Annotated in this window: 18 protein-coding genes and 1 pseudogene; 11 read left to right on the forward strand and 8 right to left on the reverse strand. The window is 68.5% G+C overall.

Translation table 11 applies throughout. The annotated features are described in order from the left end of the window. Nucleotides 1-23: 23 nt before the first annotated feature. The 3 genes from EXE63_RS27900 to EXE63_RS33150 all read right to left on the reverse strand — a co-directional run bounded on the left by EXE63_RS27900 (nucleotide 24) and on the right by EXE63_RS33150 (nucleotide 1,512). A complete protein-coding gene (locus tag EXE63_RS27900; protein WP_366515300.1) occupies nucleotides 24-767 on the reverse strand; it encodes a lytic transglycosylase domain-containing protein in 744 nt (247 codons plus the stop codon). A 10-nt stretch (nucleotides 768-777) separates the two neighbouring features. Continuing rightward, nucleotides 778-912, reverse strand: a complete 135-nt coding sequence (locus EXE63_RS33330; protein ID WP_272955796.1) for a hypothetical protein — start codon at nucleotides 910-912, stop codon at nucleotides 778-780. 237 nt (nucleotides 913-1,149) lie between these two features. Next, nucleotides 1,150-1,512: a hypothetical protein gene (locus EXE63_RS33150; protein WP_168140749.1), complete on the reverse strand. Its 363-nt coding sequence runs from the start codon at nucleotides 1,510-1,512 to the stop codon at nucleotides 1,150-1,152. On the opposite strand from EXE63_RS33150, the gene EXE63_RS27910 reads away from it, so the two are divergent. Continuing rightward, nucleotides 1,478-2,998, forward strand: a complete 1,521-nt coding sequence (locus EXE63_RS27910; protein ID WP_234904294.1) for an alkaline phosphatase family protein — start codon at nucleotides 1,478-1,480, stop codon at nucleotides 2,996-2,998. The two genes, EXE63_RS33150 and EXE63_RS27910, sit on opposite strands and share 35 nt — an antisense overlap. 3 nt (nucleotides 2,999-3,001) lie before the next feature. Here the strand turns inward: EXE63_RS27910 and EXE63_RS27915 are convergent, their stop codons facing one another. Beyond that, a complete protein-coding gene (locus tag EXE63_RS27915) occupies nucleotides 3,002-3,679 on the reverse strand; it encodes a VldE C-terminal domain-containing protein (protein WP_210000078.1) in 678 nt (225 codons plus the stop codon). A 335-nt stretch (nucleotides 3,680-4,014) separates the two neighbouring features. On the opposite strand from EXE63_RS27915, the gene EXE63_RS27920 reads away from it, so the two are divergent. From EXE63_RS27920 to EXE63_RS27930, 3 genes are all read left to right on the forward strand, one after another. Then, complete coding sequence (locus tag EXE63_RS27920; RefSeq protein ID WP_168144619.1) at nucleotides 4,015-5,745, forward strand: hypothetical protein; 1,731 nt, start codon at nucleotides 4,015-4,017, stop codon at nucleotides 5,743-5,745. Between the two features lie 136 nt (nucleotides 5,746-5,881). Continuing rightward, the gene (locus tag EXE63_RS27925) at nucleotides 5,882-8,215 is read left to right on the forward strand and encodes an esterase-like activity of phytase family protein (RefSeq protein ID WP_168144620.1); all 2,334 of its coding nucleotides are present in this window, start codon (nucleotides 5,882-5,884) and stop codon (nucleotides 8,213-8,215) included. 110 nt (nucleotides 8,216-8,325) lie between these two features. After that, on the forward strand, nucleotides 8,326-8,667 hold the full coding sequence (locus EXE63_RS27930; protein WP_168144621.1) for a hypothetical protein: 342 nt from the start codon (nucleotides 8,326-8,328) through the stop codon (nucleotides 8,665-8,667). 8 nt (nucleotides 8,668-8,675) lie between these two features. Here the strand turns inward: EXE63_RS27930 and aceA are convergent, their stop codons facing one another. Further along, a complete protein-coding gene (aceA, locus tag EXE63_RS27935) occupies nucleotides 8,676-10,967 on the reverse strand; it encodes an isocitrate lyase ICL2 (protein WP_168144622.1) in 2,292 nt (763 codons plus the stop codon). A 115-nt stretch (nucleotides 10,968-11,082) separates the two neighbouring features. Between aceA and EXE63_RS27940 the strand changes: the two genes are divergently transcribed. Beyond that, nucleotides 11,083-11,493 carry a DUF4267 domain-containing protein gene (locus tag EXE63_RS27940; protein WP_168144623.1) on the forward strand — a complete coding sequence of 137 codons (411 nt, stop codon included), beginning with the start codon at nucleotides 11,083-11,085 and terminating at the stop codon, nucleotides 11,491-11,493. A 33-nt stretch (nucleotides 11,494-11,526) separates the two neighbouring features. Here EXE63_RS27940 and EXE63_RS27945 read toward each other — a convergent pair whose 3' ends face one another. Continuing rightward, the gene (locus EXE63_RS27945; protein WP_168144624.1) at nucleotides 11,527-12,801 is read right to left on the reverse strand and encodes a spinster family MFS transporter; all 1,275 of its coding nucleotides are present in this window, start codon (nucleotides 12,799-12,801) and stop codon (nucleotides 11,527-11,529) included. A 199-nt stretch (nucleotides 12,802-13,000) separates the two neighbouring features. Here EXE63_RS27945 and EXE63_RS27950 point away from each other — a divergent pair, with 199 nt between their 5' ends. The 5 genes from EXE63_RS27950 to EXE63_RS27970 all read left to right on the forward strand — a co-directional run bounded on the left by EXE63_RS27950 (nucleotide 13,001) and on the right by EXE63_RS27970 (nucleotide 19,249). Continuing rightward, on the forward strand, nucleotides 13,001-14,551 hold the full coding sequence (locus EXE63_RS27950; protein WP_168144625.1) for an alanine/glycine:cation symporter family protein: 1,551 nt from the start codon (nucleotides 13,001-13,003) through the stop codon (nucleotides 14,549-14,551). A gap of 9 nt (nucleotides 14,552-14,560) precedes the next feature. Then, a complete protein-coding gene (locus EXE63_RS27955) occupies nucleotides 14,561-15,199 on the forward strand; it encodes a sensor domain-containing protein (protein WP_210000080.1) in 639 nt (212 codons plus the stop codon). Nucleotides 15,200-15,262: 63 nt separating this feature from the next. Beyond that, nucleotides 15,263-16,591: an acyltransferase family protein gene (locus EXE63_RS27960; protein WP_168144626.1), complete on the forward strand. Its 1,329-nt coding sequence runs from the start codon at nucleotides 15,263-15,265 to the stop codon at nucleotides 16,589-16,591. A gap of 36 nt (nucleotides 16,592-16,627) precedes the next feature. Then, nucleotides 16,628-18,961 carry a Tex family protein gene (locus tag EXE63_RS27965; RefSeq protein ID WP_210000918.1) on the forward strand — a complete coding sequence of 778 codons (2,334 nt, stop codon included), beginning with the start codon at nucleotides 16,628-16,630 and terminating at the stop codon, nucleotides 18,959-18,961. A 57-nt stretch (nucleotides 18,962-19,018) separates the two neighbouring features. Further along, nucleotides 19,019-19,249: a YdeI/OmpD-associated family protein gene (locus EXE63_RS27970; RefSeq protein WP_168145817.1), complete on the forward strand. Its 231-nt coding sequence runs from the start codon at nucleotides 19,019-19,021 to the stop codon at nucleotides 19,247-19,249. On the opposite strand, the pseudogene EXE63_RS27975 reads toward EXE63_RS27970, so the two are convergent. Continuing rightward, a pseudogene (locus EXE63_RS27975) lies at nucleotides 19,246-20,494 on the reverse strand (MCE family protein). The gene EXE63_RS27970 and the pseudogene EXE63_RS27975 sit on opposite strands and share 4 nt — an antisense overlap. Nucleotides 20,495-20,590: 96 nt before the next feature. After that, nucleotides 20,591-21,748: an acyl-CoA dehydrogenase family protein gene (locus EXE63_RS27980; protein ID WP_168144628.1), complete on the reverse strand. Its 1,158-nt coding sequence runs from the start codon at nucleotides 21,746-21,748 to the stop codon at nucleotides 20,591-20,593. Nucleotides 21,749-21,840: 92 nt separating this feature from the next. On the opposite strand from EXE63_RS27980, the gene EXE63_RS27985 reads away from it, so the two are divergent. Continuing rightward, on the forward strand, nucleotides 21,841-22,497 hold the full coding sequence (locus tag EXE63_RS27985; RefSeq protein ID WP_168144629.1) for a TetR/AcrR family transcriptional regulator: 657 nt from the start codon (nucleotides 21,841-21,843) through the stop codon (nucleotides 22,495-22,497). Nucleotides 22,498-22,606 lie beyond the last annotated feature (109 nt).

Below are 22,606 nucleotides of genomic sequence, written 5' to 3' on the forward strand. Positions count from 1 at the left end.
ACTGTAGCAATCTGCGACGATGCCTACTGCGGATGAGCTGCCAGGTACTCCGCCACCGGGATCGTGCTGGTCCGTGCGTAGCCGATGGGCAACAGCACGTCACCGGCCGTCGTCCGGTAGTACACCTCCCAGTCGTAGTAGCCGGCGAACGCCACGGGATCGGCGGCCAGCACGGCTGCGTAGTTCTTGACCGCCTGCACGTAGTGGTCGGAGTTGTTGTATCGGTACAGGGCGTGATCGGGATCGGTGACGAAACCGTTGGCGGCCAGATACCGTCCGGCGGCCATGATGCTGTCGCGCGGCGCGTGGATATCACCGCCCCCGCCGTAGGCGGCGAACGTCGACGGCAGAAACTGCATGGGCCCCTGCGCGCCCGCGGTGCTGGTGCCCGCGATGCTTCCCAGGCGGGTCTCGATCAGATTCACCGCGGCCAGATAATTCCAGCCGACACCGGAGGCAGCCTCGGACTCGCGGTAGTGGGCCAACAGTTCCTCGGCGGGACGCGGCGCCTCGATCCGCCATGCGGGCAGGGTGTCCTTGGCTTCACCGGTCAGCAGCGCGTCAAGGTGCCGCCGCGCCTCGATGTTCAGGTCGTAGACCGCCAGCATCGGCGGCGGGATTCGGGGACGGGTCAGGCCATCCCATTCCGGGTGCCTGCCGATGACGCGGTAGGCGGCCTGCTGGCGACGGGCGGCGGCGCGGCGTGCCTCGGGCGTGGACGACGGATTCCGTAGCGTCTGCTCGTCGGCCACCAGGTCGTCGGCCACCTGAGCCGGCTCAGGTGCCAGCCGGGGCTAGGCCGTCGCCGGTGCGGGCGGTGTTGGTGGTGGTGTTGTGGGCGTTGAGGTTTGCGTCGCCGCCGGGGGAGTCGAGGACGATTCCACCGCCCTCGGGTCCGACCTGTCCGAGCATCCCGCGAGCACGATGAGCATCCCGAAGGCCGCAACGAGCCGGGCGGCGACACCGCGAATCGGCGTGGGGCCAACTCGTGCATTCGTGTCCATCGGGTGGTGTCCGAGCGGTAATTTGCGGTACAGATTCGGCGAGCAGCGTGTGGCAACGATGAGGCGACGATAGCAACGCCGCGCAGCGAATCGATCGCAACCGTGCGCCGCCCCGGCCCGCGGACGTCGGAAGGAACTCCATGGGTTACGCCAAGCACATCGGTCGGGTCGGCGCTTTGGCGGTAACTCTGGGGGTGGGGGTGGCGCTGGCATCGGCGCCGACCGCTTTCGCCGAGACGGGCGACTCGTCGTCCTCCTCGTCCTCTTCGAGTTCGACCAGTTCCGCAAGCTCGTCGAACACCGGCAGCAGCAGCACGTCGTCGGACTCGAGCTCGTCGAGCACCAGCGGGCAGAAGACCACCCGGTCGGCCCGGTCTGCCGCCGGCTCGGGCTCCGGCGCCATCACCGTGCCGCTGGCCGACCGCACGTCCCCGGTGCGCGCGAAGACCGCACGCACCGCCAAGACCAGCCCGTTGTCTGCGGGCGCGCCGGCCGAGCCCGCCGTCACGCTCATCACCATCCCGGTGAACCCGGCGGCCCCGCTGGTCAATCCCGATCCCGGAACTCCACCGGTGGAAGCGCCCGCGGCGTTGGCGGCCCTCGGCGCGGTACGTGACGAGCTGGAACGCAACACCTTGCGCCGCAACGCCACCAGCGGACCGCAGGTCGGCATCGCCTCGGTGGACACCCCGAACGTCTTGGTCATCGGAGTGGACGGCGCCAACCTCAGTCGGGTGCTCGCCGACCCGGCCAACGTCAACTTCTTCAGCCTCATCCAGGGCAGCTCGACCGCTCCGTCGAGCATCGTCGGGCACACGACCATCTCCAACCCGTCCTGGTCGACCATCCTGACCGGCAACTGGGGTGAGACGACCGGCGTCATCAACAACATCTTCACGCCGTGGACGTACAACAGGTGGTCGACGGTGTTCAACCAGCTCGAGGAAGACCACGATGACGGCATCCAGACCACGGCGGTGGCCAACTGGGACGTGATCGCCGCCATCGCCGCCGCGGGTGGTGACCTGGGCGCAGACCTGGTGCGCTACATCGGGAAACGCGAGGATGACCCGAATTGGCTGAAGACCGATGACGCGGTCGGTGACACGACCGAGCTGATCATTGCCGGCTCGAACCCCGACGTCGCGAATTTCGTCTTCAGTTACTTCGTCGGAGTCGACGAGAACGGCCACGCGTACGGCGGCGCCTCCGAGGAATACAAGCTGGCGCTGAACAACTTCGACCGCAACCTCGGCGAGATCATGGCCGCGGTCGAAGCCTGGGAGACGGCCAACAACGAGGAGTGGACCATCGTCCTGGTCACCGATCACGGACACCAGCCGCAGCGCGGACTCGGGCACGGCTTCCAATCACCGGATGAGACCGAGACATTCGTCATCGTCAACGGCCCCGGGTTCACGCCGGGCGCGATCAACCTGCAGTACCAGATCGTCGATGTCACTCCGACCGTGGTGACGCTGTTCGGTGGGACCCCGCGGGCGAGCGACGGCACGTCGATGACCGAACTCACCAACAATGTCATCCCGATCAACAACGATGCGGCGCTGCGCGAGGCGCTGCAGGACCTCATCTCCAAGAACGGCTACCCGGACACCATCACCAACATCTCCCTCGGGGTGCGCACCATCTTCACCTCGATCCCGTACTTCCTGGTCGATATCGTCGACGGCATCGTTGGCGGCATCAAATCGGTTGCTGCACAGAATATTCCGATAGTGAGCCTGCTGGCCGGGCTGGCGGTCGGGCCGGTGCAGTTCATCGGGGATCTCGGGTATGTGGCGACGAACTTCGTGGCTCAGGTCGTTGCCCGGATCACCGGTGTCACCGGCGCCAGCATCTACCCGTTCTGGCCGCCGGCAGCACCGGACTTCCCGTCGTACACCCCGCCGGCACCGCCGTCGATGCTGGCCGGACTGCAGGTGTGCGGGGATCCGGCGCTCGGCGCCTGCGTGGACCCGTCGATCGCGGTCTGAGGCTCAGGGCTTCATCGAACCGAGGTAGTAGGACTCGCGGCCGGTGGGGTAGCCGCCCCCATCGGTCGCGATGTGGATGTGGTCGAAATGGTTCAGCGTCTCCGAGCCGTAATCGGCGGTCCAGCTGGGTGCGCCGATGCCCGGGTAGAAGCCCTGCCGCCAGATGACGTGGATGACGCCCCAGCGTTCGGCGTTGGCCAGGGCGAGCCCGGCGATCTGGTTGCCGAGTTCGATCCCGGCGTCGCTGCCGTGGTTGGGGATCATGACGTCGATGGCCAGCCCGTTGGGATGCCACTTCAGCGGATCCTGGCGGTAGCCGCCGATGGTGGTGATCTCCGGATACATCATGCTGATGGCGCGGGCCACCCAGATGGTCTTGACCTGCAGGCCCTGCTCGGGCGTGACGCCCGCGTCGAGCGGGAAGTCGAGTACCCGGGTGTCCACCGGTGCGCTGACCGCCAACAGTTCGGCCTCGGTGGGGGCCTGGGCGGCGTTGTCCGGCAGCAGGGGAGCCGCGGGCTCGGCCGACGCCTGTCCGGGCGCGGCGGCCTCCGGAATGCCAAGCGGGCGGGGGGCCGCGTTCTGGGCGTACAGCACACCTCCGGAGATGACGATGGAGCCGGCGATTGCCAACCACCGTCCCCGGTTCGCGGCTAACAGGTTTCTGCCCACGCTGAGCACTTTAAATGCCGGATCCCGCGAGCGGTGTCAATGTCGGCGAACTGTTTGCGCGTGCCGGGGCGCCACCTCGGCCCCGACGGCTCCTCTCGTACGGCAGCAACCGGGTCACGCGACTTGCGACCAGTGCGGAAACGGACCCACAGCAAAATTGTGGCGATGTCAAGAGGTACGTCGGTGGACACCGTATTGCCGAGAAAAGTGCGGACAGTGGCCGATGTGGGACGGTAGGCGCAACACTTTTGTCCGGTTTGCCGCAAACTGAGAGATTTCTAAGCGCGCGTCTGACATACTGCGGGCGGCAAATCGGGTCAGGTTAAGGAGCAGCGGTGGGAAACGTGCCCAGCACAATCTTTTCGGCATTGGCGGCGGGTGTACTGGCGACGACGGGTGTCACCGTCATCTCGGTAGACGGTAACGGGACGGAGGTAGCCGGCCCGGCAGCGGTGTCTGCCCCCGCGGTGATCAACGCCCAACCGGTGCTGGCGGCCGCCGTGTCGCCCAGTCCGTCGCCCAACGCGCTGTACGGCGCTCAGATCGCCGGCGGCGGCGCGCCCGAGGCGGCGGTGCCCGGCGCCGCAGATTCCGGCGGCACCCTCATCACGTTCGCCCCCACCGGTGGCGGCACCGACGGCGCATCCGCCGAGCGCGGTTCCTCCTCGCGCGGGGCCGCCGGAAGTGGCGCCGCCCCCTTCACTCCCGAGGTCCTCGCCGACGCCGTCGCGCGTACCGGCGGAGACTCCAACACCGAGGTCACCGTGATGGTGGCCGGCGCCACCGGAGCGCTGCAGGTGGCCCAGACCACCCTCGGCGATCTGCCCGGTGCGATCGCCGGACTGCTCGGCGACATCGGCGGCCGCATCCCGGTCGTCAGCTTCTTCGTGCGCAACGGCACCCTGTCCAATCCGGATGGCGGCCTGCTGATCGGCAACGGCTTCAGCTCCATCACCGCAGGCGTGAACGGCGGCCGTGGCGGTCTGCTGTTCGGTAACGGCGGTGCCGGTGGTTTTGGCGCCGACGGTGGCCAGGGTGGTCTGCTCGGCAGCGGTGGCGACGGCGGCCTCGGCGGCGGAAATGGCGGAGCGGCGGGCCTGCTGGGCAATGGCGGCAGCGGTGGTGACGGTTCCGGCCTGAACGCCGACGGCGGCAACGGTGGCCGCGGCGGTCTGCTCTTCGGCAACGGCGGCAGTGGCGGAGCCGGTGATCAGGCCGGCGCGGACGAGACCGGTGGCGCGGGTGGCGACGGTGGCGCGGCCGGCCTGATCGGCGGCGATGGCGGCCACGGCGGCGCGGGCGGCACGGCCGAGGGCGCCAACGCGGTGGGCGGTGCCGGTGGTAACGGTGGCACCGCGGGCATCGTGGGCGGCGGCGGTAGCGGCGGCGCCGGTGGCGCCGCGCAGGGCGACGGTGCCGGCACCGCCACCGGCGGCGCGGGTGGCGACGGTGGCCAGGGCCTGTACGACCCGGGGCGCGGCGGTGATGGCGGAAGCGCCACGGCTGGCGCCGGCGGTTCGGCGGTCGGCGGCGCCGGTGGCACCGGTGGTGTGGTCGAGGTCGGCAGCGGCGGATGGGGCGGCACCGGCGGTGATGCCACGGCCACGGACGGAACCGCAACCGGCGGTGCTGGTGGCACCGGCGGCGGCAATGCCATCGTCGGCAGCGGCGGACGCGGCGGCAACGGCGGCAACGGAACCTCCGAGACCGGTGAGGCCGCAGGCGGATCCGGCGGCTCCGGTGGCGGCAGCGGCCTGGTGCTCGGCGGTGGCGGCCGCGGCGGCAACGGTGGCAACGGCACCAAGGAAGCCGAAGGCGGAATCGGCGGCGACGGCGGCTCCGGTGGTGACGGTCGCGGAATCCTGACCGGTGGCGGTCGCGGTGGCAACGGCGGAAACGGCGTCGGCGACCAAGGTCTCAACTCCGGAACCGGCGGCAGCGGCGGCAACGGCGGTAGCGGCAACTTCGGCGGCATCGGTGGCAACGGCGGCAACGGCGGCGAGTCCAACGGCGCCCCCGGTCAGGGCGGCGGCCCCGGCGGGCGCCCCGGCAACACCGGCGGCAACGTCGTCTGATCGCAACACGCAGTAGGAAGGGCCGGTCCTGGAACTCAGGACCGGCCCTTTCTCGTTGGCCACCTGGGTGTTGCCCGGCGTTCATCCGGGTTGGTCAAGATCACTCGACTTCACCGCCAACTGAACAGGGGTCCCCATGACGTCGAACCTGGGTCGCGTGACGGCCGCGGCCGCGGTCACCGCACTGCTCGCGGCCGCCTGCTCGCCGAGCACGCCGGAGGACAACGCCGGTGCGCCCGCCCCGCAGACGCAGCGCGCGACCTCGCCGATCGACTTCGATCTGCCCGACGCCGAGCGCTACCACCGTCTGGCGACCTACCCGGTGTACCTGAACCGTCCGGCCGGGGAGGACCCCGCGACCGAGACCGTCGCCGAGATCTCGACGGTCACCCCGGACGGCAACACCGTGATCTACACCGATGCCGCGGCCAAGCGCATCGGGTTCGCCGACATCCGAGACCCGCTGAACCCTGCCGGGCTGGGCACACTGTCGCTGGCCGAGCTCGGGCACGCCGATGACCAGCCGACCTCGGTGGCCGCCCACGGCGAGTTCGTCCTGGTCGTCGTCGACACCACCGGTGGTGACTTTGCCAACCCCTCCGGCCGCGTCGACATCGTCCGCGTCGCGGACCGGACTCGGGTACACAGCATCGACCTCGGCGGCCAGCCGGACTCGATCGCCATCAGCCCGGACGGATCCTTCGCCGCCATCGCCATGGAGAACCAGCGCGACGAGGAGTTCACCCCAGAAGGGGGCGAGGAGGGCGACCTGCCCCAGCCACCGACCGGGTTCCTGCAGCTGCTGACCCTGACCGGGGCGCCCACGGCCTGGACCGCACGCAAGGTCGATTTCGACGTCGAGCAGGCCCGCGCCGCCGGCCTGGACACCCCCGAAGACCTTGAGCCCGAATACGTCAGCATCAACTCGCGCGGTCAGGTCGCGCTGAGCCTGCAGGAGAACAACGGCATCGCCATCATCGACGGCAAAACCGGCACGGTCTCCTCGATCTTCACCGCCGGCACCCAGGCCGTCGACGGTATCGACACCGCCGAGGACGGCGCCATCGACCAGAGCGGTGTGATCGAGGCCGTGCCGCGCGAGCCCGACTCGATCGGCTGGATCGGCGACGATCATGTGGCGACCGCCAACGAGGGGGACTGGAAGGGCGGCACCCGCGGCTGGTCGGTCTTCGATGCGGCCACCGGCAAGGTGGTGTGGGATGCCGGGAACTCCTTCGAGCAGCTCGCGGTTCGGACCGGCCTGCACATCGAGGGGCGCGCCGAGTCCAAGGGGCCCGAGCCCGAGGGCCTGGCCATCACCGAGATCGACGGGCGTCCAACGGCCCTCGTGGCCTCCGAGCGGAGCAACTTCGTCGCCGCCTATGACGTGAGCGATCCGGCGGCCCCGGTGTTCCGGCAGATCCTGCCCACCACACCAGGACCGGAAGGCATCCTGGCCGTCCCCGCACGCAATCTGCTGGTCATCTCGTCGGAGGCCGACGACGCCGAGAACCGGGTGCGAGCGTCGGTCACCATCTACGGTTACGGCGACGCGTTCGCCGCCGATGGCGGCAGGCCGGCGTTCCCGTCGATCATCTCGGGTGACCTCGACGGCGCCCCGATCGGCTGGGGTGCGCTCGGCGCGCTCGCCGCGGACCCGGCCGCGCCGGAGCGGCTGTTCACCGCCACCGACAACGCCTACGGCCCGGCCCGCATCCTCAGCGTCGATCTGTCCGAGACGCCCGCGCTGATCGACAGCCGGCTCGTCGTCACCGAGGACGGCAAGCCCGTCAGCCTCGACATCGAGGGAATCGCCGCGCGTCCCGACGGTTTCGTGCTCGCCGTGGAGGGCGAGGAGGGTTCCGGCAACGAGCTGATCAACGTCGCCACCGACGGCAGCATCAAGGATCGGATCGCGCTGCCCGCCGAGATCACCGCGGAGCTGGGCGGCCAAGGTCTGGAGGGCGTGGCCGTCGACGGTGACCACGTGTGGGTGGCGCTGCAGCGCGAGCTGAAATCCGACCCGCCGGGTGTGGCTCGCATCGGCCGCTACGACCCGGCCGACAAGTCCTGGCAGTGGTTCGGCTACCAGCTGGATTCGACTGACGCCGAGGGTGATTGGATCGGGCTGTCCGAGATCGCGGTACATGACGGCGCGTTGCTGGTGCTCGAGCGGGACAAGCTCAACGGGCCCGATGCCCGCGTCAAGGCCATCTACCGGGTGCAGATCCCCACCGAGGACGGGGTGAGCGGCACCGAGGTGCCGAAGGTCCTGCCCAAGACGCCTGCCCGGGATCTGCTGCCCGATCTGCAGGCCACCAGGGGATTCGTGCAGGAGAAGGTCGAGGGCTTCGCCGTCGCCGGCAACGGCAACCTGTACGTCGTCACCGACAACGACGGGCTCGAGGATGCCAACGGCGAGACCGTGTTCCTCGACCTGGGGCCCGCCGAAGAAGCGCTGCGCGGATAGCGGCTCGCACTGCCCGCGAGATTGTCGTTATCGCGCGAAAGCTCGAGTGGAGGCATCGATAACGGCAACCTCGCGGGACAGACCGTATCCGGCGGACGATAATCACCCCGATGAAGACTGTCGGCACGATCATCTGCCTGCTGGGCGCCGGCGCCGCGATATGGCTGGCGTTCACCACCTCGATGGACGTGTCGATGGCCGGTTTCCCGGACGGTCACGTCACCGATTACGGGGCGGCGGTCGACACACCGCTGCAAGTGGTCATGTGGGCCGCGGTGGGTTTCGCCATTCTGTTTCTGGGCCTGACCTTTTCACCGGTACGCTCACGCTCCGGCGCGATCGGGTTGCCCGTCGCGGTGCTCGCCTTCGTCGCCGTGGCGCTGGTCGCCAAGGTGGGTGTGCCGTGGTACTACGGCACCCACCTCGGTCTGGACAACGGAGCCGGCGGTTAGCCGAACCGCTAATCCTCCTTGCGGATGAGCTTGCCCAGTGCCTTGCGGTCGGCGGACAGCAGCTCGTCGATGCGCTCCTGGTTCACGTCGGCGACGATGATCTCGCCGACCTCCTGGTAGACATTGCTGAAAATGCCGTGCTTCTTCATCTTCTCGGTCTGATAGATGTTGTCCTCGGTGGGCGTCACGTAGTACACGATCTCCGGCTTGAACCGGTGGATGAGCCACAGGTGGATCACGTCCATCAGGCGCTTCTTACGCAGCTTCTCGGCGTAGGTGTTCTGATCGCGCACCGTCAGGATGTTGCGTCCGTGCCGGTCCTTGATGGGGTCGACCACCACATCGGCGAGCTTGTCGTCCCCGTCGCCGTAGATACCGAGCTCGAGCACATCGGAACCGGCCCGGCGGGGACGCAACTGCACCCGAAGGGTCTCGCCGATCTGGTAGTGCTCGCCCCACAGCGCCAACCATTCCTCCAGCAGCTTGCGGGGGACCTCGGTCTGCACCAGATGCTGATGCTGGGTGGAGCCCTTGCCCATCGATTTGGTGGTCGCCGTCCGCCCCGAGGAGGCGGCCAGCGCCGCATCGCTGCGCGGCCCACCGACGAGGGTTTGCGGTGTGCGGTAGGGGGATTCGACGAGGCGCATCTTGCGCTGCAGCCGGGCCAGCGACAGCATGCCGTCCTGCAGCAGCGCGGTCGCGAACTCCTCGGCGGCCACACCGTCGATCTGATGCCCGCCGTAGGTCATGAAGTTGAAGACGAACCCGAGCTTGCCGATCTCCTCCGGGAAGGCCCGCATCTCGTCATCGCTCATGCCGGTCGTGTCCCAGTTGAACGACGGTGACAGGTTGTAGGCCAGCATCTTGTCCGGGTAGACGGCGTGGATGGCGTGCGCGAACTCGCGGGCATCGGCCAGATCGGCGGTCTTGGTCTCCATCCAGAGAATGTCGGCGAAGGGTGCGGCCGCCAGCGACTTGGCGATCGCATACGGGATGCCGCCGCGAATCTGGTAGTACCCCTCGGGGGTTTTCACCCGCTCCGGATCCCACGCCACGTCGGCGCCCAGTTCCTTGGCCTTGCCCCGCGCCACGTACAGCGACGCCTGCGCGGCGAACGCACGCCACTCCGCCGCGCTCAGCTCGGCCTTCTCGCCCTCCCGCTCCCGGAACTCCAGCAGCTCGGCGACCGCGTCACCGTAGGTTTCCAATCCGGCGTCGTTCTGCCAGGCCTCCACGAACTGCGATTCCACCCCGTCGAACAGGGCGTCGACGGATTGGCCGGGATCCTTCTTGTAGGCCTCGACGGCGGTGGCGATCGCGGCGAGGATGCCCTGGCTCTCCAACCAGGCCTCGGCCGCGGCGTATTCGCCGTCGGGCAGCGCGTAGAGCAGGTGACCGTTGAGTTCGTTCACCCCGAGCGCGTGGAAATGCCGGGTCATCGCCAGGAAACACGACTTGTACGGTGGGATCTTCAGATTGGTGGCCCCCAGCAGGAACGGCTGGTCGCGCTCGTCGGCCCGGCCGTCGATCAGGTTGGCCGCCTCGGCATCGGTGCGGGCCACGATGATGCCGGGTACCCGCATGATGTCGAGCTGGAACCGGGCGGTGTTGAGCCGCTTGATCTGTTCGTCCGACGGAACCAGCACCTTGCCGCCCTGGTGGCCACACTTCTTGGTGCCGGGCCGCTGGTCCTCGATGTGGTAGCCGGGCACGCCGGACTCGACGAAACGGCGAATCAGGTTGCGCACGTGTGGATCACCACCGTGGCCGGTATCGGCGTCGGCGATGATGAACGGCCGGTAGTCCACCGCCGGGGTGGCCGCACGCTGCTCGGGGGTCATCTTCAGCCGCAGGTACTGCTGATTGCGGTCGGCGGTGAGCAGGGCGCGCACCAGGCCGGCCGCCTCATCGGGAACCTGGCTCAGCGGGTAGCTGGCCAGATCGGGTCCGGGGTCCTCGTTGATCGAGCCCTTGGCCGAGGTGGCCCAGCCGCCCAGATAGATGCCCTCGATGCCCATGCGCTTCATCGTCACGGCCTGGCCGGGGGAGTAGGGCCCGAAGGTAGTGATGCTCTTCTTCTGGCCGAACAGTTCGCGCAGCCGGGGGAAGAAGGCCGTCGCGGCCTCGCGGGCCACCGGGTAGTCCGAGGGGATGGTGCCGCGCTGTTCGGCGACCTGACGGGCCGAGTAGAGCCGGGTGATGCCCTCGAATCGGGGGCTGTCGAAGTACTCCTGGGTTGCCGCCACATCCTGTTCGAAAGCCTGTTCTCCGGATGCGGCGCCGGCTGCGCGTTTGGCCATGTGTCTGCTCCTCTTCGAGCTCGGGTCCCTTGATTATCGCGGGGCGCGCCGTGCGCCGGAGGCGAGTTGGGCAATTGTGCACGGCCGCAACGGACTGAGCCCTAGGCTGCCCACCATGTCTATCGACCGGGCGGCACTGGCCGTGGGCGGTATCCGATTGGCCTCGGGCATCTCGTTTCTCGTCGATCCCCTGCGGGCCAACAAACTGTGGGGTTCGCCGGACAAACCCGACGCCACCGCGCAGCTACTGTTGCGCTCGATGGGATACCGCGACGCGCTGATCGGCGGCTTGATGCTGTCCGCGGCGCTACGCGGAAAGGACACCCGCGGCTGGTTTTTGGCCTCCGGCGGGGCCGACGCCGCCGACCTGCTGGGCGGCGCCGGTGTGCATCACGAGATGCGGCGCTCCCAGCAGGTGATCGGGCTCGGCGGTGCGGTGCTCGGGATCGGGGTGGGGTTGTGGGGTGCGACCCGGCGCTCAGATACCGGCGAAACCCGCGTACCCGGCGCGCCCACGGGCGGGTGAGCCCCCGGTACGCGAGTTTCGCCGTGGTCGGGGTCAGGGCTCCTCGATGATGTCGCGGCGATACCGGTGTGCGGCCAGCGCGTAGCAGCCGATCGCGAGGAACTGCATGGTCGGCACCAGGATCAGCAGCGCGCGGCCGAGCGCCTGCGGGCCCAGCTCGGCGGTCAGCGAATCACTGATCATGCCGGTCAGGAACGGTCCCACCGAGCCCAGCGTCGCATTGAAGAACAGGAAGATGGCGGATGCCGTCGCGCGTTGTTCGGGCAGCACCAGCCGCTGGATCGCCGCGATGGACGGTGCCAGGTACGCGGTGCCGATGACATAGCCCAGGGCCAGCAGCCAGACGCACGCCAACTGGCTCTCGACCACGAATGCCAGCGCCGACGCCGGCAGCAGTACCGCGATCAGGATGACCACGATCCACAGCAGCCAGCGCGGATCCCGGGATGCCAGCCGGTCGGCGATGCGGCCCACGATCAGCAGCCCCAGAATTCCGAGCAACCCGGTGGCCAGGCCGTAGGAGATGCCGACCTCGCCGAGTGACATCCCGCGGGTGCGCATCAGGAATGCGGGGGCGAAGGTGGTCAGCGAGTAGCCGGCCGCCGAGACCAGCGCGGTGCCGGCCACCATGGCCAGGAAGCTGGGCTTGCGCAGCAGGTCCCACCAGTTCACCGCCGCGGCCCGCTCGCGCGGCGGCGGGGTGGGCAGACTCTGGCGGCTGCCGACCACCCACAGCACCAGCGGCGCCAGCAGCACACTGATCCCGCCCATCACCACAAAGGCCATCCGCCAGCCCATGCTCTCGGCGAGCAGGCCGCCGCCGAGCAGGCTGGCGGCACTGGCCAACGGGATGGACATGGTGATGACCGCCAGCGGTGCCGACCGCTTCTCCGGGACGAAGTTGCGCGCCACATAGGCGTGCGCGGCGGGGGTGCTGCCCGCCTCGCCGACGGCCACGCCGACCCGGGTCAGGGCGAGCTGGAAGCCGGACTGGACCGCGCCGCCGAGCATGGTCATCGAGCCCCACAGCGTCAGACAGCCGGCGATGACCGCGCCGAACATGCCGCGGTCGGCGACGCGGGCGATCACGATGCCCAGCACGGCGTACACGATGAGAAAGCCGAACCCGTTGATGACGCCGATTGCGGTGTCCGACAACGCAAGATCCTGCTTGATCGGTTCGGCCAGCACACCCGGCAGGAAGCGGTCGACGTAATTGAGTGTGCCGACAGCGGCGAGCACCGCGACGGCGGCCCACGCGCGACGCGGCCCATGCGTGGCCTGGGGTTCGAGCGGGGCGGTCGACATCGTCTCCTCCGGGTCCGGAACTGGCCGACGTAGCTTTACAGAGCCGTTTCAGATTGTCAGGTGTTTCCTGGTGGGCGCGGCCCGGGCGGCGAAATCGCTAACACCGGATTGACCAATTGTTAACACAGGGCAACCTTGCCTTTGCAACGATGCATGGCGGAAACGCCCGCGTGTTCAACCTACGGACGGAGTTGCCGTCGTGACCGAATTCCTCAACACCCTCAACGGGTACATCTGGAGCAACGGGCTGGTTTATCTGTGCCTGGCCGCCGGCGTGTACTTCTCCATCCGCTCCCGGTTCGTCCAGGTGCGTCAGTTCAAAGAGATGATCCGGCTGATGCTCAAGGGCGAGAAATCGCCCTCCGGTGTCTCCTCCTTCCAGGCGCTGACGATGTCGCTGGCCGGCCGGGTGGGCACCGGCAACATCGCCGGTGTCGCCACCGCGATCGCGTTCGGCGGCCCGGGTGCGCTGTTCTGGATGTGGGCGGTGGCATTCCTCGGTGCCTCGACGAGCTTCGTCGAGTGCACCCTCGGACAGATCTACAAGACCCGCGACACGCTCACCGGTGAATACCGTGGCGGACCGGCCTACTACCTGAGCAGGGCGATGGCGCACACCAAGGCCGCCCCACTGTTCAAGGTGTACGGCCTGGTCTTCGCCGCGGTCACGGTGCTGGCCTGCGGTGTGCTGCTGCCCAGTGTGCAGTCGAATTCGATGGCCTCGGCGATGAACCAGTCCTGGGGCGTGTCCAAGTGGGTCGTCGCGGTGTGCACCGTGATCCTGCTGGCATTCGTGATCATCGGCGGCGTCAAGCGTATCGCGGCGTTCGCCTCGATCGTGGTGCCCTTCATGGCGGTGGTCTACATCGTGCTTGCGATGATCATCGTGTTCGCCAATGCCGATGCGCTGCCCGGAATGCTCAAGCTGATCTTCGAGAGCGCCTTCGGCCTCGACGCCGGATTCGGTGCCATCGTCGGCGCCGCAGTGATGTGGGGCGTCAAACGCGGCATCTACTCCAACGAGGCCGGCCAGGGCACCGGCCCGCATGCCGCCGCGGCCGCCGAGGTGTCCCACCCCGCCAAGCAGGGACTGGTACAGGCCTTCGCCGTCTACGTCGACACCCTGTTCATCTGTTCGGCGACCGGCTTCCTGATCCTGTCGACCGGCGCGTACCGGGTGTACGAGGGTGAAAGCGACACCGGAGCCGTACTCGCCGAGGGCGGCGCGCTGGGCGCCGACGCCGAGGTGGGGCCGTCCTTCGTGCAGACCGGTTTCGACACCCTGTGGCAGGGCGGCGGGTCGAGCTTCGTCGCGGTGTCGCTGGCGTTCTTCTGCCTGACCACCATCATCGCCTACTACTACATGGCCGAGACCAACCTGCGTTTCCTGCTGGGCAAGGCCGCAACGATCAAGGTTCCGGTGATCCGCGGGACCGTCGGTGGCGATGCCACGTTGGTGTTGCAGGCGGTGATCCTCGGATCGGTCGTCTCCGGTGCCGTGTCGACGGCGACTGAGGCCTGGACACTCGGCGATATCGGCGTCGGCCTCATGGCCTGGCTCAACATCATCGGGATCCTGATCCTGCAGCAACCCGCCTACAAGGCGCTGCGCGACTACGAACGACAGAAGAAGGAGGGCCTCGACCCGATCTTCGACCCGACGGCGCTGGGCATCGTGGGCGCCACGTTCTGGGAGACCCGGGACCCGTTGACCGGCAAGGAGCGGGTGCCCGAAACGTCGCGTTCCTAGAATCGGGGCATGGCGAAAAGGGCGGTGGCGGTGGTCCTGGTGCTGGCCGTCGCGGGTTGCACCCGTCCGGTCGACGCCCCGCAGGCCCGACCGGCACCCCCGGTCGGGCCGATCTCGCCGCTGCAGGTCGGCGACCTGCTCAGCCCGGAGATCGTGCACAAGGACGGCAACCTGTTCGCCACCGTCGAACCGGAACGCTGCGCCGGGGTGGCCCGCGAGGTCGATCCGCCGTTCATCGTCGAGCACGCCCCCGAGGCGCGCGACGGCGGGCACTGGTCGACCGGTGTCGGCGGGGTCGAGGCCGTGGTCGAGGAGATGGTGGCGGTCATGCCGTCGGACTTCTCGGCGCGGGATGCGCTGACCGCGGCGCGCGGCACCGTCGACGCGTGCCGCGACACCCCGGTCACCGTGACGACGATGTACGGCCGCACGTACACGTTCAGCGTGGAATCGGCGCCGGATGCGCCCGAGGGTGCGGTGCTGTGGTCGTTGCGGGCCGCCGAGTGGAACTGCGACAACCTGTTCGTCGCCGCCCACAACGCCGCCATCGAGATGACCAGCTGCGGCGCCGCCGGCGGCATCGACGTCGCCACCGCCGCCGAGGACGCCCTCACGCGCATCGAGGCGTTGGCCGACAACCGCGCCTAGACACGGCACAGTCGGGTAGTCCTACTCATCCCGCCGGTGCCGCGGGTCGGGCACGCTGTACCCATGCCGCTCGTCAGACTGCTTCCCGCACGCGACAGTGTCGCGAACCCCGCGCCCGGCCGCGACCGCGCCATCGATGTGGCGCGGCTGTCGGCCCTGGTGACCGTCATGTTCGGGCACTGCGCACTGCTGCTGGCCACCGTCAACGAGAACGGCCTGCGCATCGGGAACATCCTCGGGGAACTGCCGCAGCTGTCGCCCATCACCTGGGTGGTGCAGGTCATGCCGCTGTTCTTCTTCGCCGGCGGTGCCGCCGGCGCCTACGGCTGGCACCCCGACGGGTCGGCGGCCGGCAAGGCCTGGGGCAGCTGGCTGGTCAGCCGGACCCAGCGGTTGTGCCGGCCGGTGTTCTGGTATCTGGCGTTCTGGACGGTGGCGCTGCTGGTGGCCCGGCTGACCCTGGGGGCGGAATCCGCCGACCGGCTCGGCCGCGAATGTGTGGCACTGCTCTGGTTCCTCGGCGTCTACCTGGTGGTCATCGCCTTCGTGCCGGCCCTGACCCGGCTGCGCAGCGCGGGTGCGTTCGCCGCGGTGATCGCGGCGCTGGTGGTGGCGGCCGCGCTGATCGACCAGGTGCGCTTCGCGGTCGGCTCCGCCGAGGCCGGGGTGCTGAACTTCGTCATCGTCTGGCTCATTCCGGTCGTCATCGGCGTCGGCTACGCCCGCCGCCTGATCCGGCCGCGGATGGCGCTGCTCACTGCCGCTGCGGCGCTGGCGACGCAGGTGCTGCTCGTCGTCTACGGGCCCTATGAGGTGGCGCTGGTCACCAACGGCAGCACCGAAGGGGTGTCGAATGTGTCCCCGCCGACGGTGCTGCTCGCGGTGCACTGCATCTGGATGACGGGTCTGTTCGTGGCCATCGCCGGGATCGTCGAGCGGCTCGCCGAACGCCCGCGGGTCTGGTACGTCGTCGCCGTCGGCAACGGGGGAGCGATGACCCTCTACCTCTGGCACATCCCGGCCATCGCGGTCGCGGCGTTCAGCCTCAACGCATTCGGCCTGGACGCCTGGGATGTGCACGCCCCGAACTTCTGGGCACTGCTCGCCCTGCGCGCGGTGGTGTTCGCCGTCGTGATGCTCGCGACGTTCCTGCTGCTGTCCCCGCTGGAACACCGCAGGCTGCCGTGGTGGGATGACGCGGTCGGGGCCACCGGTGCCCGCTCGACGGTGGCCGGGGTGCTGGTGTGCCTGGCCGGGGTGGCGATGCTGCTGGTCGCCAAGAACGGTCTGGCCGGTGCCGACGGCTGGGTGCCGCTGGCCTGCTTCCTGGTCGCGGTGCTGGCGGCGCGCGCATGCGCGGGCGTCAGGGGACATGTCAGCGGGGTTCGGTAGGGTCTGCGGGTGACTTCGAGTGCACCCGTAGGGACCATCACATCTGTAAATGCCCGTCTCGCTGCGGAACTGGCCGTGGCCGAGGGGCAGGTGGCCGCCGCTGTGCGACTGCTCGACGAGGGGTCGACGGTGCCGTTCATCGCGCGGTACCGCAAGGAGGTGACCGGCAGCCTCGACGACGGGCAGCTGCGCACCCTGGAGGAGCGACTGGCCTACCTGCGCGAGATGGACCAGCGCCGCGAGGCCGTGCTGGCCTCCATCGAGGAGCAGGGCAAGCTCACCGACGAGTTACGCGCAGCGCTGTGGGCGGCCGACACCAAGGCCCGTATCGAGGACATCTACCTGCCCTACAAGCCGAAACGGCGCACCAAGGCGCAGATCGCCCGGGAGGCCGGTCTGGAACCGTTGGCCGACCGGTTGCTGGCCGACCCGACCGTGGCACCTGAAACCGTCGCCGCGGAATTCCTCGGCGAGGAGGTCGCCGACGCCGCGGCCGCGCTCGACGGGGCACGACACATCCTGATCGAACGGGCCGCCGAGGACGCCGAACTGGTCGGCGAGGTGCGCACCACATTCTGGAACGACGGCACGCTGCGCACCGCCCCGTGGTCCGAGGAGGCGGCCAAAAGCCCGGCGGGACAGAAGTTCCGGGATTACTTCGAGTTCTCCGAGCCGCTGGAGAAGATGCCGTCGCACCGGGTGCTCGCGGTCATGCGCGGTGAGAAGGAGCAGATCCTTGCGCTGAACTTCGACGGCGGGGATGAGCTGGCCTATCAGGCCCGCATCGCGCGGAGCCTCGGTATCGACATGACCGCCGGGGCGGCCGCCACCACCTGGCTGGCCACCACGGTGCGGCTGGCCTGGCGCACCAAGCTGATGATCTCGGCCGCCGTCGACGCCCGTATCCGGCTGCGGCAGCGCGCCGAGGCGGACGCGGTGGCCGTGTTCGCCCGCAACCTGAAAGACCTGCTGCTGGCCGCTCCCGCGGGCACCCGCACCACGCTCGGCCTGGATCCGGGCTTCCGGACCGGCGTCAAGGTGGCCGTGGTGGACAGCACCGGCAAGGTCGTCGACACCTGCGCGATCTTCCCGCATCAGCCGCAGAAGCAATGGGACACCGCCAAGGCCACGTTGGCCGCGCTGGTCGCGCGTCACGGTGTCGAGCTCATCGCGGTCGGCAACGGGACGGCGTCACGGGAGACCGACGCGCTGGCCGCCGAACTGATCGCCGAAATCCGCGCCTCCGGTGCGAACCCGCCGCTGAAAGCGATGGTCAGCGAGGCCGGCGCCTCGGTGTACTCCGCGTCGGCCTATGCCGCGCACGAGCTGCCGCAGCTCGACGTCACGCTGCGCGGCGCGGTGTCGATCGCGCGCCGGTTGCAGGATCCGCTGGCCGAGCTGGTGAAGATCGAGCCCAAGTCGATCGGCGTGGGCCAGTATCAGCACGACGTGACGCCGGGAACCCTGGCGCGCAGCCTGAATGCCGTCGTCGAGGATGCCGTGAACGCCGTGGGTGTCGATCTCAACACCGCGTCGGTGCCGCTGCTGTCCCGGGTGTCGGGGGTGACGGATTCGCTGGCCGAGGCCATCGTCGCGCACCGGGAGAACACCGGGCCGTTCCGCAACCGCACCGCGCTGCTGAAGGTTCCCCGCCTGGGCCCCAAGGCCTTTGAACAGTGCGCCGGATTCCTGCGGATCCGCGAGGGTGACGACCCACTGGATGCCTCCGGTGTGCATCCCGAGGCGTATCCGGTGGTCCGGCGGATCCTGGACCGCGCGAATGTCACGCTGGCCGAACTCATCGGCAACGAGCGCACGCTGCGCGCGATCAAGCCCGTCGACGTCGCCGATGACCGGTTCGGTGTCCCCACCGTCACCGATATCCTCGCCGAACTGGAGAAGCCGGGACGCGACCCGCGGCCGGCGTTCTCCACCGCGACCTTCGCCGCCGGGGTGGAGAAGGTCGGCGACCTGAAGGTGGGCATGGTGCTGGAGGGTGTGGTCACCAACGTGGCGGCCTTCGGCGCCTTCGTCGATGTCGGTGTGCACCAGGACGGTCTGGTGCACGTGTCGGCCATGTCGGATCGCTTCGTCTCCGACCCACACGAGGTGGTGAAATCCGGTCAGGTGGTCAAGGTGAAGGTGCTCGAGGTCGACGTGGACCGCCAGCGGATCGGATTGTCGTTGCGGCTCAACGACGCTCCCGGTGCCGGCAAGCCGAAGCAGTCCGGAAAGCCTGCGCCCGACCAGAACCGCGGCGGCAATCAGCAGCGCAATCAGAACCGGGCCAAGACCTCCGGTCGCCGGGAAACCGCGGCGCCCACGGGATCGATGGCGGACGCGCTGCGCAATGCCGGTTTCGGGCGCTGAGACCGGAGCTACCCTGAGGTAGTGACTGACCGGATACCCGGTGGGGTGGTGCACACGATGCCCGCCGATCTGCGCACCGCGCTGCTCGCCAACGACACCGCGCTGACGGCGTGGAAGGACATCACGCCGCTGGCGCGCAACGAGTTCATCTGCTGGGTCGAGGACGCCAAGCAGGAAAAGACGAGGGAGCGCCGCATCCGCCGGACCACCGAAGAGCTTGAGGAGGGCCAGCGCAGGCCCTGCTGTTGGCCCGGATGCAAGCACCGGGAGCGCACCGGCAGGGCTTAGGGATTGATGGTGTCCTCGCCGACCTGACGTCCCCACACGTACTCCGCCGTCAGCGGCCGGCCGATCTCGAAGTGGTTGTACGGTGCGATGCTGGCTCCGGTGTCCATCACCAGATAGGGCATCGGGAACAGTTCCCGGGTGATCGGCTGCCAGCATCCGGGCCGCCCGCCGGGGGCCGCGGGCATTGACCCGCGGAAGATTGTCGGGGAACACATAGCGATTGCCCGCGCCCACCAACTCATTCCGCAGCCGCAGCGAGTAACCGTTGCCGCCGAGCATTTCGGCGAATCGGGGCGCGACATCGCTGTAGTTACGCAGCGTGCACAGCAGTTGTGGACTGTAGTAGTCCAGCAACGCGCCCGTCGGCAGCAGATCCTGGGCGCCGCGCACAAGGTACGGGCCGCCACGCTCCAACACGTCGGCGGCGGTGTCGGCGAAACCCACCGCCGACATCAGCGCCTGATCGACCGTGCGCCGTTCGGCGTTGAGCGTGCGCGCGGTGTCCGTGGCGTGGTCGAGCCCGTCGAGAAGCTCGCCGGCGGAGTCGGCATAGATCGTCGCGAGATCGGCCAAACCCGCTGTGTCCCGCCGAATCTGCGGCATCCGGGGGTTGAGCTCGCCCAGGATGTCGTGCCCGTCGACGACGGCACGACCGAAACTGTCTCCCAACCCGTTGAGTGCCTGGGCCGCCGCCGTCAGCGTCTGATTGAGTTTCACCGGGTCCACCTGCTCGGCGATTCCCATGATGGTCTCGAACACGGTGTTGAACTCGGTGGTGGTCGCCGACGCCTCGATCACCGCGTCCGGCCGCAGCCTGTCCGTCGCCGGATTCGCCGGGGACAGAAACGATATGTACTTGTTGCCGAACACCGTTGTCGCCCGCAGTTGCGCATCCACGTTGGCCGGAATGAGCGGCAGATACTGCGGTTTGACGTCCAGAACCAATCTGGCCCGGGCTCCTCGGCCATCGGTCACCACACCGGCCGACTTCAGCCGTCCGATCGGGACACCGTTGAACGTCACCTTCGAACCCGGATCCATGGACAGCCCGGCCCGCTCGGCCATCACCACCACCGTGACACCGGAGTCGAAGTACCCGCGGAACAGCGCCCACGTCATCCCGAACACCAGCGCGACGATCAGCAGCAGCACCGTGCCCGCCATGCGGTACGGCGGCTCCTTCGGGTCGTTCAGTGGGCCCTCGTCCGCCGCATCGACCTGGTCGGCCTCCGGCACCGTGATCATTGGCCAAGTGCACCACAGCGCAAGGCTTTTGGCGTTCTCGCCGCATTGTGACGCTGATGGTGTGCGCCGGTGATTGTGACGGCGATAACAGCGCCGCTAGAGTCCCATGTCCTTGGCGATGATCATCTTCATCACCTCACTGGTGCCGCCATAGATCCGGCTGACCCGGTTGTCGGCGTAGAGCCGGGCGATCGGGTACTCGTTGATATAGCCGTAGCCACCGTGCAGCTGCAGGCAGCGGTCGATGACCTTGGCGGCGATATCGGTGCAGAACAGCTTCGCGGCGGCCGCATCGGCGGCCGTCAGCTCGTCGCGGTCGTGGGCCTCCATCGCGCGGTCGACGACGGCCTCGGCGGCATCGACGTCGGCCTTACAGGCTGCCAGCTCGAATTTGGTGTTCTGGAACGCCGCGACCGGCTTACCGAACACCGTGCGGTCCTTGGTGTACTGCGCGGCGAAGGCGACAGCGGCCTTGGCCTGGGCGTAGGAGCCGACCGCGATGGCAAGCCGCTCGCGGGGCAGGTTCTGGCCCAGATAGGAGAAGCCCATGTGCAATTCACCCAGGACGTCCTCGACGGGCACCTTGACATCGACGAAGTTGAGCTCGGCGGTATCGGATGTGCGCAGGCCCAGCTTGTCGAGCTTGCGCCCCACTTCGTAGCCGGCGGACTTGGTGTCGACCACCAGCAGTGAGATGCCGTAGCGGCGGTCGTCCTCGCGCGGGGCGGCGGTCCGGGCGCAGACGATGACGCGGTCGGCGTGCACGCCGCCGGTGATGAAGGTCTTGGAGCCGTTCAGCACGTAGTGCGTACCGTCGCCGGAAGGCTTTGCGGTGGTGCGCATTCCGGCCAGGTCGGAACCGGTTCCGGGCTCGGTCATGGCGATGGCGAACATGATCTCGCCGGACATCATGCCCGGATACCAGCGCTGCTTCTGCTCCTCGGTGGCCAGCGCCTTGAGATAGGGCAGGCACAATCCGATGTGCACGCTGGAACCGCCGAAGGACACCGCCGCCCGGGACAGTTCCTCGGTGACGATGGCCTGGAACTTGTAGGAATCGATACCGGAGCCACCGTACTCGGTGGGGATCTCGATACCGAAGATGCCCAATTCGCCCAGCTTGTAATAGAAGTCGCGGGGCGCGATACCGGCCTCGAACCACTCGTCGTACACCGGGACGACCTCGGCGGCGATGAAGTCGCGGATCATCGCCCGGAAGTCTTCGTGCTCCTGGTTGTAGACGGTCCTCTGCATCGGTACCTCTCCTTGGCGAACAGTGTTAGCTATTGAGTTCACTATAAGCTAACGTCGTTCACCAAGGCAATCGTGGGGGAGGTGCGGAACAGGTGGGAAGACCACGTCTGCTCAGTCGCGAGCGCATCCGGGACAGCGCACTGATGATCATCGACCGCTCCGGCCTCGGCGAGCTGTCCATGCGCAAACTTGCCGCCGAACTCGGGGTGCAGGCCGCCTCGCTGTACAAGCACTACCCGACCAAAGACGACGTCCTCGACGATGTCGCCAGCCTGATCGTCACCGCCGTGGACACCTCGGCCTTCGACGCCGACGAGGACTGGGATGTGGCCCTGGCCGGGTGGGCACGTTCCTACCGTGCCGCGCTGGTGTCACATCCCAACATGGTGCCGTTTCTGGCCGGTGGCCCCGGCCAGCGCGACGAGAGCCTGCGCATCGCGGATTCGGTCCACGGCGGTCTGGTGCGGGCCGGCTGGCCGCCCCGCGAGGCGACCCTGATCGGCGCGGCCACCCGGTCGCTGGTGCTCGGGTCGACCGTCGGTTCGTTCTCCCGGGGATTCGTCGACGACGTCCAGGTCTACCGCGACCGCTACCCGCACATGGATCAGGCGCACCTGCTGCGCGGTAAGGCCAGCGAAATCGACACGGCGAGCTTCGAGCTTGCGCTCACCGCATTCATCCAGGGCCTGAAAAGCCAGTTCGCGGCGATCGGGGAACGCAGGCGGCGGCGCCGCCCGGCGACCGTGTGACGGCACGGGGTGCGAACGCCCCGACGGTGTTGCGATCGAAGTGAACGCTCGGTGAATGTCTGTCGCCGGATCGGGCAACCCGGCCACCCACCGATGAGTCGGTCGAGGA

The organism is Mycolicibacterium frederiksbergense, from assembly GCF_012223425.1.
In the GTDB taxonomy this organism is placed as follows: domain Bacteria; phylum Actinomycetota; class Actinomycetes; order Mycobacteriales; family Mycobacteriaceae; genus Mycobacterium; species Mycobacterium frederiksbergense.